This window comes from Blautia sp. MCC270, assembly GCF_018785605.1.
GTDB classification, from domain to species: Bacteria; Bacillota; Clostridia; order Lachnospirales; family Lachnospiraceae; genus Blautia_A; species Blautia_A fusiformis.
This window is the reverse complement of sequence record NZ_WQQD01000013.1, coordinates 1-12,672: the sequence shown is the minus strand read 5'-3', so window position 1 is coordinate 12,672 and position 12,672 is coordinate 1. Positions and strand designations below refer to the sequence as shown.

The 12,672-nt window shown below is 44.5% G+C and carries 9 protein-coding genes; 1 reads left to right on the top strand and 8 read right to left on the bottom strand.

Going from position 1 to position 12,672, the window contains the following annotated elements:
- Positions 1 to 17: 17 nt before the first annotated feature.
- From araA to GPK58_RS04580, 8 genes are all read right to left on the bottom strand, one after another.
- Positions 18 to 1,517 (bottom strand): L-arabinose isomerase, encoded by a 1,500-nt coding sequence (araA, locus tag GPK58_RS04615; protein ID WP_118608113.1) that lies wholly within the window; start codon positions 1,515 to 1,517, stop codon positions 18 to 20.
- Positions 1,518 to 1,694: 177 nt separating this feature from the next.
- Positions 1,695 to 2,789: a GntR family transcriptional regulator gene (locus GPK58_RS04610; RefSeq protein WP_215638281.1), complete on the bottom strand. Its 1,095-nt coding sequence runs from the start codon at positions 2,787 to 2,789 to the stop codon at positions 1,695 to 1,697.
- A gap of 225 nt (positions 2,790 to 3,014) precedes the next feature.
- Positions 3,015 to 4,340, bottom strand: a complete 1,326-nt coding sequence (locus tag GPK58_RS04605) for an alpha-glucosidase/alpha-galactosidase (protein ID WP_215638280.1) — start codon at positions 4,338 to 4,340, stop codon at positions 3,015 to 3,017.
- 311 nt (positions 4,341 to 4,651) lie between these two features.
- On the bottom strand, positions 4,652 to 5,572 hold the full coding sequence (locus tag GPK58_RS04600; RefSeq protein WP_021976649.1) for an AraC family transcriptional regulator: 921 nt from the start codon (positions 5,570 to 5,572) through the stop codon (positions 4,652 to 4,654).
- Between the two features lie 150 nt (positions 5,573 to 5,722).
- The gene (locus GPK58_RS04595) at positions 5,723 to 7,942 is read right to left on the bottom strand and encodes an alpha-galactosidase (protein ID WP_215638279.1); all 2,220 of its coding nucleotides are present in this window, start codon (positions 7,940 to 7,942) and stop codon (positions 5,723 to 5,725) included.
- Positions 7,943 to 8,122: 180 nt separating this feature from the next.
- Positions 8,123 to 8,962, bottom strand: a complete 840-nt coding sequence (locus GPK58_RS04590) for a carbohydrate ABC transporter permease (protein ID WP_173723293.1) — start codon at positions 8,960 to 8,962, stop codon at positions 8,123 to 8,125.
- Between the two features lie 15 nt (positions 8,963 to 8,977).
- Positions 8,978 to 9,880 (bottom strand): carbohydrate ABC transporter permease, encoded by a 903-nt coding sequence (locus GPK58_RS04585; RefSeq protein ID WP_173723295.1) that lies wholly within the window; start codon positions 9,878 to 9,880, stop codon positions 8,978 to 8,980.
- 99 nt (positions 9,881 to 9,979) lie between these two features.
- On the bottom strand, positions 9,980 to 11,233 hold the full coding sequence (locus GPK58_RS04580) for an ABC transporter substrate-binding protein (protein ID WP_092070268.1): 1,254 nt from the start codon (positions 11,231 to 11,233) through the stop codon (positions 9,980 to 9,982).
- Positions 11,234 to 11,826: 593 nt separating this feature from the next.
- Here GPK58_RS04580 and GPK58_RS04575 point away from each other — a divergent pair.
- The gene (locus GPK58_RS04575) at positions 11,827 to 12,471 is read left to right on the top strand and encodes a YesL family protein (protein WP_059086770.1); all 645 of its coding nucleotides are present in this window, start codon (positions 11,827 to 11,829) and stop codon (positions 12,469 to 12,471) included.
- Positions 12,472 to 12,672: the final 201 nt, after the last annotated feature.

The window sequence follows — 12,672 nt, the reverse complement described above, 5'->3', positions numbered from 1 at the left end:
GTAAAAAACCTCCCGTATTATTTGCTGAAATACATGCTGTTCCATCTCAGCTCATTCTGCAGATTCCGGATCGTTGTATCGCCATCAATATAAACCGCTTCAATCCCCATAGCTGCTGCCCAGTCACCCATCTGCTCTGCAGTAAGGTCATAGGTAAATGCAGTGTGATGTGCGCCGCCGGCAAGGATCCATGCTTCTGCTGCTGTGGAAAGATCCGGCTTCGGTGTCCAGAATGCAGTACCTACCGGAAGTGCAGGCATCGGCTTCTCTGTTTTCTTACACTCAACCTCATTGATCAGCAGACGGAAACGGTCACCAAGGTCAACCAGGGATGTTGCGATTCCAGGACCTGTCTTAGAAGTAAATACCAGTCTTGCAGGATCTTCACGATCTCCCATGGAAAGCGGGCATACACGCATGCTGACCTTGCCATCAGCAACGGATGGGCAAACCTCCAGCATATGTGCCTCAAGGATTCCCTCTTTACCCGGTACCAGGTTATAAGTGTAGTCCTCCATAAAGGAAGTACCCCTGGCGTCCTTTTTTCCTGCTGCCATGATCTTCATCAGGCGAACCATAGCTGCTGTTTTCCAGTCACCCTCGCCACCGAAGCCATAGCCTTTTTCCATCAGTCGCTGGATCGCAAGTCCCGGAAGCTGCTTCAGGGAGCCCAGATCACCAAAGTGTGTTACGATAGCCTGATAATTTTTCTCCTCGAGGAAGCGCTCAAAACCGATCTCGATCCCTGCCTGGACTGCTACATGCTTCTTAAATTCCTCAGGGTCACGTCCATCCAGAATCATATCGTATTTATTATAATATTCTTCTACCAGAACATCAATATCTCCCTGGCTTACATCCTGAACATATTCTGCGATCTCATTAACCGGATAAGCATCGATCTCCCATCCGAATTTCATCTGAGCCTCAACCTTATCGCCCTCTGTTACGGCTACGTTTCTCATGTTATCCGCAACACGGCATACACGGATATGGCTGCTTTCCATGATACCAACTGCAGTACGCATCCAAGATGCCAGACGCTCCTGGACCTTTTTGTCTGCCCAGTGTCCTGCAATGACCTTACGCTCGATTCCCATTCGGGTTACCATATGGCCAAACTCACGGCCACCATGTGCGGACTGGTTCTCATTCATAAAGTCCATATCAATGGTGTCATAGGGAATCTCCACATTGAACTGTGTATGAAGGTGACACAGCGGTTTACGATACTCTTTGAGACCAAGGATCCAGGATTTTGCCGGGGAAAATGTGTGCATCCATGCGATCACGCCGGCACAATTTTCATCTGCATTGGCATCATTAAAGGTTTTACGGATCAGCTCATTTGTGATCAGCGTTGGTTTCCATACAACCTCAAACGGAAGTACGCCGGATTTATTCAGCTCCTCTACGATGATCTTGGAATGCTCGGCTACCTTGCGGAGACACTCATCTCCGTAAAGATCCTGTGAACCTGTGCAAAACCAGAATTTATAATCTCTTCCTGTTTTCATGTGAAAGATCCTCCTTAAAATAAAATTAATATCATATGCATAACATTCCTGAAAATCTGCAGCCCATTTCTGCTGTCAACATGCGTCCGATCTTCTGAAATGTTATAAGGCTCTCTGTAAGCTATATTGCTTCATTCTCTAATAAAACGATCTGATAAAACGGTTATGTATCTGTGCTCATGCCCCTGCTTTCACGCTGCTGCCCCGTATGATCAGTTCCGGACGGATCATACGTTCTACGGTACTTTCTTCATCAGGCACACCGCCTAACTTTTCCAGGAGAAGCTTTGCCGCCATCTCTCCCAGTTTTTCCTGGGGATGGGTGATGGTGGTAATGCCCCGTCCCTGTCTTGCATATAGTGAATTATCATAGCCGGTTACCGCAACATCTTCCGGGATCTTTTTTCCCTGACGTTCCAGTTCTTCCATGACCTGGACAGCGATCTGGTCGTTGTAACATACAATTCCCTCCGGAAGACAGTTCTGTCGGACCATGTTCCGGACCATAAGTGCCGGTTTTCTGCGCCGATCCTCTGTATGAAACCAGACCACCTTATCCGGATCATAGGCAATTCCATGCTCCTGCAAAGCCTTCACATAACCCTTATGCCGTTCGATTCCCTGACGGTCATCTGCCTTGAAAAATCCTGCAATGTTACGTCTGCCAGAATCCAGGAGATGCTTTGTAACAAGATAACCGCCACCTGCATCATCCATGAGGATATGGGGTTTTTCCTGCATCTCCGTATACAGTCCCTGGATAAAAATATATGGGATCTGATACTTGTCCAGTGTTTCATACAAGCTTACATGTCTGCACAACACCTCGCTTTTGCTTGGTTCAATGATCAATCCGTCAATTCCCTTACTGATCAGCTCTTCCAGGAATCTTGCCTCCTTCTGACGGCTGTTTCCTGTATTTTTGAGGATGATACTGTACCCATTATCGGACAGCACCTCATCGATCCCCTGGATCAGCCTTGGAAAAATATAATCCGAGATATATGTAGTCACCACTGCGATGTTTCCGCTCCCGTGGATCTGACGGAGCACATCCGCACAGAAAGTTCCCTTTCCCTGAAAGGATTCTATGTATCCATCTCCTGCCAGGATCCCCAGAGCCTTTCGCACCGTATGCCTGCTCAGCCCATAGCGTACACTGAGCTGGTTTTCAGAGGGAAGCTTCTCACCCGGACGGATCTTTCCGGAAAGAATGTCTGTTTTCATTTCTTCCATCAGTGCATAATATTTTGCTTTTCCGTTTTCTGCCATAAGCTCCTCCCTTCGTTTGTATTTTGATCTGTATTTATTCTGTTCGTTTCATCTGTAATTATTTTATAACTTGTATATACATGCAAACAAGTTGTTTTTATTATTTATCAAAAGTTCCATATAAAGAAAGGCCGGAACACCCTCTCCATTCTGGTGTTCCGGCCTTTCTATGCCGCCTTGCATATTTATTTCAAAGTTTTTGCTGCCTTCCGATCATTTCCTGCCTTAGCGGTACATCTTCATATAATCCCCATGTGCCTCGATCAGCTCATCGCACATTGCCTGGATGTCTTTGATGTTCAGCTCTGCACCTGTGTGCGGGTCCATCATGGCTGCCTGATAGATTTTCTGGCGGTCTTTGGTCACTGCTGCCTCAATAGCAAGGAGCTGCGGGCTGACATTGGATGAATTCATAGCTGCCAGCTGTGTAGGAAGCTTGCCCACTTTTACCGGATGTACACCAGTTCCGTCGATATAGCATGGAACCTCTACGCAAGCATCCGACGGAAGGTTATCGATGTAACCGTTGTTAAGAACATTTCCACCGATCTTGTACGGTGTGTTTGTAACAACAGCCTCCATGATATAAGAAGCATACTCTTTACTTCTCTCATGGCCGATCTTGCCATCCTTGAGGATATCCTCGCGCTCTTTTTCCCAGCCCTCGATCTGTTTGATACATCTTCTCGGATATTCGTCAAGCGGAATATTGAACTCCTCGATCATATCCGGATATTTGGATTTAATGAAGAACGGATTATACTCTGCATTGTGCTCACTGGACTCTGTGCAGTAGTATCCAAGATGACGAATGTACTCGTAACGTACCATATCCTCATGCTTCTCGCCGGAGGTATTCTTCTCCTCGGCGATTCTGCGGATCTCCGGGTACAGGTCGTTTCCGTCTTTGTCATGGATCTCAAGAAGCCATGCCATGTGGTTGATACCTGCGATCAGCTCGGTACGTCCCTCAAGCTTGTCTTCCATTCCCATTCCCTCAAGAAGTTTCTGGGAGCAGACCTGAACGCTGTGGCAGAGACCTACGGTGCGGATCTTTGTAAAACGCTGCATATAGCCGGTGAGCATTGCCATAGGGTTGGAGTAGTTCAGGAACAGAGTGTTCGGGCAGACCTCTTCCATATCCCGTGCGAACTCTTCCAGAACCGGAATGGTACGAAGTGCACGCATGATACCACCAATTCCCAGGGTATCTGCGATAGTCTGTTTGATGCCGTATTTCTTCGGGATCTCAAAGTCTGTTACTGTACATGGCTCATAGCCTCCTACCTGAATGGCATTGACTACGAAGTCTGCATCACGAAGTGCATCTTTACGGTTCTCAGCACCGAGATATGTTTTGATCACTGCGCGATCCTCATTTACGTTGTGGTTGATGGCACTTAAGATAATCCTGGAATCCTCCAGTCTCTTCTCGTCGATATCATAAAGTGCGATCTCGCTCTCGCGAAGTGCCGGTGTGCACATACAGTCGCCAAGTACATTTCTTGCGAAAACCGTGCTTCCAGCTCCCATGAATGTAATTTTGATCATGTTCGTTTCCTCCTGTTTCCTTTGTTGGGTCTCTTATCCGGAATTCTTGTATTTTTCTTTGAAATTCCTGATTTTCTGCTATTTTTGCGGTGCAGTCCCGCTTCGTTTTCTTTGTGATCTTATCATACTACCAGAAACTTGTTTAAAATATGTACTTTGATGTTAATAATTGTTGTTTTGTTGCATGAGATACCTGGAAGTAATTTTCTATAACATTTCTTATGACATAAAAAACTCTCTGCCCGATACCAGAATTTTATATATTCTGGCACAGACAGAGAGTTTTTTTCTTCGTGAAATATATCACAGAATCAGTCCTCAGATTCCGTATAATCCCCTTTTTTCCCCTTCACTACAAGTTTTCTCTTTTCTTCCTTGTATTCTCTCGGACTTCTTCCTGTTCTTGCCTTGAATACCTTGGAAAAAGCCAGCGGATCTCCATACCCTACTTTTGCAGCTACTTCACTGACCTGAATATCTCCGTTTTTCAGAAGAGTCTTTGCCTTCTCGATGCGAAGATTCATAAGATATTCCTGCGGCGAGCATCCGAGGCTTTTTTTAAACGAGCTGGTAAGATAGCTCCGGTTGACACCAATGCGGTCTGCCAGCTCATTGATCTTCAGACGCTTGTCAAAGTTGGCTGCAATGTAATCCACTGCCTGCTCCACATAAACGGAATTGGGATATCTGTGGGATGGAAGAAGCTTGCCTTCTCTCAGACATGCATCCCGGTTATCTGTGATCAGGTCAGAAAAAAGAAGCAGCAGAAGTCCGTTCCGTTTCAGCTCATTTTCAAAAACGAGCTTGTTGGTCTGGACCATTGCATCAATATATTTTGCAGCATTTTCCATACAGTGGATCCTTCGGACCGGATTTTCCCGGCTGAAGCCGCTTACATGGATCACTTCCTCCGCAGTCATTCCCTCAAATCCTACCCAGCGATATGTCCAGGGATTGTCCATGTCTGCCTCATACCAGGCCTCCACACTGGATGGGATCAGAAATGCTTCTCCACCTGTCAGATGATACTGATGGCCATCCATCTCAAAAACTCCGCTTCCGGATTCCACGATATGAAGTACATGAGAGATCCTGTTATTTGGTCCAAATCGATGTCCCGGATCGCATTTTTCCCATCCACAATAAGTAAGACAGAGATCCACCGCACCTTTCTTTAAATTCTCCAGACATTTAAAGCTGTCCGAGCTTGTAAAACCAACTGTATGAAGCAACTTGTCACCTCCCTGATGTCATATATTATGTTTCTGCCTGTGAGCTGCTTCGCCACCCAATAACAGGCCGCCATATCCGGCGGCCTGTTATTTTTCTGGTCAGGCGAATGTTTTTTCTGCAGATAATTTTTATTCCATCATTTACAGAAATCAGTCCTCTGCTTCAATTGTATACAATACAGAATGGAAATCACCGTTTGTCTTATTGCAGTAGTCACGATCAACCGGGATTCCTGCATACATCAGCTCATTTCCGTAAGCTTTCAGGCACTTATCTTCCCATTTTACTTTGTAAAGCTGATCCTCGTCAAGACCCTTGAAGCGCAAACGCATCCAGGAAGCATTGACCTTGTTCAGTCTTTCATAGTATCCGGCAACTGCCTGTTTTTTGTCTCTGGAAACAACCATCCATGCAGTATCATTTCCTTCGAACGGGCTTAAGATACGGTAGAAATCACCCTCCACCTGGATCAGGTCACGATGTTCCTTCATGAATTCCACCTGTGCCTTTACCTCTTCGATCTCTTTGGCACTTAAAAGGTTCAGATCCAGCTCATAGCCAAAGGTTCCGAAATATGCCACATTTGCTCTTGTGGAAAGCGGTGTGGTACGGTGCAGCTGATGATTCGGTACTGCTGATACATGAGATCCCATGCTGACGATCGGATAAACAAAGGAGGTACCGTACTGGATCTTTTCTCTCTCAGCTGCATCGGTATCATCACTGGTCCATGTCTGCGGTGCAAAATACAGCATTCCCGGATCAAATCTTGCTCCGCCGCTTGCGCAGGATTCAAAGAGGATATCCGGAAATCTCTCTGTCAGTCTTGTATACAGCTCATATACACCAAGGATATATTTATGCATAGTCTTGCCCTGATCTGCTGCAGATGCGCCGCGGCTGAAAGGCTCGGACATGTAGCGGTTCATATCCCATTTAATGTAGGAAATGGAAGATTCCTCGATAACCTTGGAGATGGAATCATAAATAAAATCCACAACCTCAGGTCTGGAAAAATCAAGAACATGCTGATGTCTTGAGTGGGACTCAAAACGGTCCGGTGCTCCGATGAGCCAGTCCGGATGTGCTCTGTAGCAGTCGCTGTTCTTGTTTACCATCTCAAGCTCTACCCAGAGGCCGAATTTCAGGCCCATCTCCTCGATCTTGCGGGAAAGTCCGGAAATTCCGTTTGGAAGCTTATTCTTATTTACAAACCAGTCGCCAAGGCCCTGGTAATCATCGTTTCTGGTTCCGAACCATCCGTCATCCAGAACGAAAAGCTCTACCCCAACCTCTTTGGCTTTTTTTGCAATATTGAGGATTTTTTCCTCATCAAAATCAAAATAGGTTGCCTCCCAGTTATTAAGAAGGATCGGGCGTGCATGATTTCTCCATTTTCCGCGCATCAGGCGGTCACGGTACAGTCTGTGGTAAGCCTGGCTCATTCCGTTTAAGCCCTTATCGCTGTATACCATAACGACCTCCGGAGTCTGGAATTCCTCATCTCTGGAAAGCTCCCAGGAAAATCCCTGTGGATTGATTCCCATCATAACTCGTGTCATCTCGTAGGTGGAAACCTCGACCTGTGCAAGGAAGTTGCCGCTGTACACAAAGCTGAAGCCGAAAACCTCGCCTGTATCTTCTGTTGTATGAGGACGCTTCAGCGCGATAAACGGATTCTGCTCAGAGCTGGAGCCGGTTCCTGCAAGACTCTGTACAGCCTGTGTACCCATCTCAAGTTTGCGTGTTTTTACATAGCGCTCACGTGCCCACGCACCAGAAAGATGGATCATCTCATAATCCATATCCGGGAACTCCACTGCTGCACTCATCACGTTCTCAAGACGGATCTTCTGATCCCCTTTCTGAACAAGGCGTGCACTTCTGGTGACCGCCGGGTAATCCTCATATACGGAATATGTAAGAACAAGGTCTGTGTCCATCACAGAATCATGAAGTGTAATGTCCAGAGATGTTGCCTCTTCCTCGTTCTCTGTGTAGGTTGCCGGAAGACCGGCAAGCTTCTTCTTGCCGCCGTAAATCTCATGAGAAACATATTTGAAATCTACGATCTCGCTTCCGTTCTCCTGACGAACAGTAAGAGCGGGGCTTCTGAAATCACCGGTTCCGTAAACAGGATACTCCTGTTTGGTATACTGCATGGAAAGAAGTCCCGGTTCCGGAACGCATACAGCCATCAGGGAACGCATGATCTCCTCGTGAAGATAACTGAAATCCTCTTTATCGCGGATAGCTTTTCCATAGTACAGATTCTCCATCTGGCCATTTTCCATGATACAGGTGATGTAGCTTAAATGTTTGTTATAAATGTGGAATGTCTTTGATCCCTCGTGAAATTTGATCGGCATAATTTTCTCCTTTTTTCGTTTACTGCGGATAAAAATATCCGCCTCTTTCCTTAAGAATCATCAAATAACTGTGCATTTTGGCATTTGCTTCGATAAAAATACCGCTGACAATCTCAATAACCAAATCCTCAGTTATATACATTGTCAGCGGTCTTGTATTACCTTATGTAATATTTCTGATTACAGTTTTCCACCGCTGGTAGCAATACCTTCGATAAACTGTTTCTGGAAGATCATGTAGATCACGATCATCGGAATGCAGGCGATCAGAGATGCAGCCATCAGTTCCGGGAATTTGGATACATACTGGCCCTGCATCTTTGCAAGTGCGGAAGAAAGTACCAGCATATCCTTATCTGTATTAACGATCATCGGCCACATCAGGTCTTTGAATGCGAATACAGCTGTGAAAATTCCAAGTGCAACCATACTGGATCTTGTAAGTGGTGCCATGATGTAAAGGAAGGTCTGACCGATGTTACATCCATCAAGTCTGGCAGCCTCCTCCAGATCCTTCGGCAGTCCCATGTATCCCTGTCTCAGAAGGAAAGTACCGAACGCAGTGACCATACCTGGGAATACAAGGGCAAAGATCGTATTCAGCATACCCATCTTGCTGACCATCAGGTACTGCGGGATGATGAAGATCTGTACCGGAACCATCATCTGGAACAGTACAAGACTAAAGCAGAGATCACGACCCTTGAAGTTCAGTCGTCCAAATGCATAACCTGCCATAGTTGCTGTAAGAACCGCACACACTACTCGGAAGAAGATCAGAAGCAGTGTATTCTTGTACAGAAGCAGGAAGTTCATATTATTGATAACAGAAATAAATGCGTCTTTTCTCCATATTTTCGGGAAAATGGTGAAAGGATCTACAGATGTTGCTTCCGTTACAGTTTTAAAAGCTGTCAGGATCATCCAGATAAATGGCACAAGCATCGTTATGGACACAATGATCAGTATGACATGTATTAAAATAGTGGTTAATTTCTTTTTTGTTTCCATACTATCCATGGTTAATCCCCCTTTTTAGTTGTAGAATACCCATTTCTTCTGACCGATCATCTGGAATACTGTCAAGATCATGGTGATAATAAGAAGTACTACTACGATCGTAGCGCCGTATCCCATGTTCTTATTGATAAATGCATATTTATAGAACAGATAAACCAGTGACTGAGTCTTGGTAAGTGCCGGGTTTGACTTGTCAATAACCATATAGATCAGGTCGAATACCTGCAGGGATCCAATTACACGTGTAACAAGTACAAAGAAAATAGTTGGCGACAGAAGCGGAATCGTAATGCTGAAGAATGCATTCACACCTGTAGCTCCGTCAATCTCTGCCGCTTCATAATAATCTCTCGGAATTTCCTGAAGTCCTGCCAGAAAAAGAACCATATTGTAACCGATGATAGACCATACACCGATGATCGCAACGGAAAATACTGCAATTTTCGGATCAGAAACCCAGTTTACATGAACATGGAAAACGTTATTGATAAGACCATAATCAGAGTTGAACAGCCATCTCCATACCATGGCTACCGCTGCCGGAGCTGCTACCATCGGAAGGAAGATGATGGTTCTGTAAATAGAACGGCCCTTCATCTTTCTGTTAAGAAGTACTGCAAGAACAAGTGCGATGACAATGGAAAAAGGAACCTCCACGATCGCATATTTGAATGTGTTGATCAGTGCCTGCCAGATCTCTTTATCTGCAAAAACCTTCTGATAGTTCTGTAAACCGATAAAGATATTTCCTTTACCAAAATCTCCTGTTTTGAAAAAGCTCTGGTAAATAGTCTGGAAGATCGGAATGATGTTCAATACGATCAGTCCGATGGTTGTTGGGAGAATAAACAGCCAGCCCCAGAGGAACTCACTGCGCTCTCTCTTTGTCCGTGCCTGTGACTTGGTAGTTTTAGCCATAAGAATCACTCCTTCTATTCCTTCTATGTATGAGGCCGCTGCACCTGAGTGCGGCGGCCCCTCTCATTACTGCACTTAATTATCGGTGTTTCTTAATGCTTACTCCTCAGCCAGCTTCTCGTTCATCTGATCAGCCATCTGCTTGCAAGCCTCTTCCATTGTGATGTCGCCTGTGTAAACACCTTTAAGAATCTCGTTATCCTCGTTCTCCCATGTTACAGTAGATTTGGAGTATGGACGGATCTCCATGTCATCCATCATGTTCAGATAAGCCTGAAGGTTAAAGTCTGCGGATTTAGCCCATGCATCAGATGTATCTTTGTATGCACTCATTGTAACACCAAGCTCAGCCTGTTTCTCCTGAGCCTCTTTGGATCCGAGGTACTCGATCAGCTGCCAAGCTTCGTCTGTGTGCTCACCGGAAGCAGATGCTGCCCATCCAAGTCCGTTATATAAGGAAGCTCTTCTGCCTGTCTCAGCGTTTTTAGGAAGCTCTACACAATCACAGTTCGCTGCTGTGTACTCGTTCTCTTTAAATGCTGCAAGCATCCAGGAGCCCTGGCATGTCATAGCGATCTTGCCAGCCTCGAAAAGTACGTCCTCGTTGTTCTCGGACATTGTCTCAAGAGACGGGATCACGCCATCCTTGATCCATCCTTCCAGTGTCTGCATAGCTGCGATCGTCTTCTCATCATCCCAGCCGGATTTTGTCTTGTCATCGCTGATGATGTATCCGCCGTTATCATAGATCAGGTTGTAGTATCCGGCCTGGTTGTTATCATTTCTCATTGCGAGACCGTACTGGGAACCATCATCCTTAGTAAGCTTCTTAGCTGCCTCTGTAACATCATCCCATGTCCAGTCAGCTGTCGGATAATCAAGTCCTGCCTCGTCAAATAATGTCTTGTTGTACCAGAGAGCGATGGTATCTATATCCTTCGGTACTGCATAATATTTATCATCGTATGTATACAGTCCCCAGATATCCTCCGGATAGTTCTCCGGATCGATCAGATCGCTGTCTTTGATCTTATCGGTCAGATCAAGAAGCATATCGTTGGACATGTATCTCTGACTCTCGTTGGAGTGCATCCAGAATACGTCCGGAAGGGAACCACCCTGTGCACCGGCCTCAAGCATTGTCCAGTACTCATCCCATTTAACAACGGAAATCTCTGTCTTGATTCCTGTCTTCTCTGTGAAGTCTGCGAGAATTTCTTTGATTCCCGGCTCCTGGTTGGTGTCCCAGATGGATACGGAAAGTGTAACATCGTCACCTTTTGCATATACCGGAACTGCTGTCATTACCATGGCACCTGCTAACAATAATGCTGCTACTCTTTTGAAATTCATAACTTCTTCCTCCTTTTAAATCTTTCTTATTTTCCCTCTTTCTTTTGGTCAGTTTTTATATTTTTTCACGTCCCTGACCGTTGATATTATTATAATTGCACATGGAAAAATGATAAATGGATTATTGTCATTTCAATATGGAAAAATGTTACTTTTTATTCATTTTATCCATTTTTTGTTCATACTTAGTTAATTATTCGTCATTTTTACATGTTTTCTTTCATTTATTACATATATTTTCATATTTTTCACTATTTATGAGCATATTTTGGCACCCATTTATTTCCTTGTAGCAAAACCAACATTTTTACATATCTGTTTTTGTATGTTTTTACTAACTCAGCACATGTATAAATGTCATTTTCCAAAAAACACAATTTTCCTTTCCTAACATAATTCCATGCGTGCCATCATTTTCACATGTGCACGCAAAGTTCCATGTTTTTTTATACAGTCCCATAAACCGTGCTGATACTTATCTGCGTCCCCTCTCTTTACACACAATCAAAAACTATGCTAAGATTAGCTGTATCGGACTTTTCCCATATGGTCTGTTTTCATTTCTACATTTCTATATAAGGAGGTATTTCGTTATGAATCTTTTAAATGAAGATAATGTCGTCCATGTATTTCTCAACAAGCTGGGTGACATCGTGATCGCCAATCTTCTTTTTATTCTCTGCTGCATCCCCGTGATCACCATTGGGCCGTCACTAACTGCCCTTTATCACTGCATGATGCGTACAGTAAAAGGGAATAACAACGGCACAACGAAAACATTTTTCAGAGCTTTTAAGGAAAACTTCAAACAGTCACTGATCATATGGCTGCTGATCCTTGCTGCCGGAACCATGATCATCCTGAATATCCGCTTTCTGCTCCATGCAGAAGGAAGCGCTGCACATATGCTGTTTTATCTTTCTGTGGGGGTTCTGACTTTGCTGATAATTTTTACTTTATACATATTCCCGGTAATCGCAACCTTTGCCAATACACTGGGGGCACTTTGCAGAAATGCATTTCTGCTGGCATTTATGCATTTCCCCACAACGATCGCCATTGCGGTGATCACGATCTTTCCATTGTATATGACATATCTCGATGCAAAGCTGCAGCCACTTTACGCATGCTGCTGGTTTTTCTTTGGATTTGGACTTGTAGCTTTTATAAATTCGATGCTGTTGTATCGATTTTTTAAGAAGCTGCTTCCTCCGGAGGAGGATATTTCGCTTTTGTGATGAAAAGCTTGGGAAAATTGTTATTTATTTAGATATAGTATTTTTAGATATAGTATTTTCGCTTTTCAAAGCGGAGGAAATCTGCGAGGGGGAAAGCACTCAGAGTTGCGAAGCCCGTTTTCAATGCCATTTAGTTAGAACATAGTATTCCAAAAGATTGCAATGTATGGTAAAAAAGAATTATACATTGCAATCTTTTTT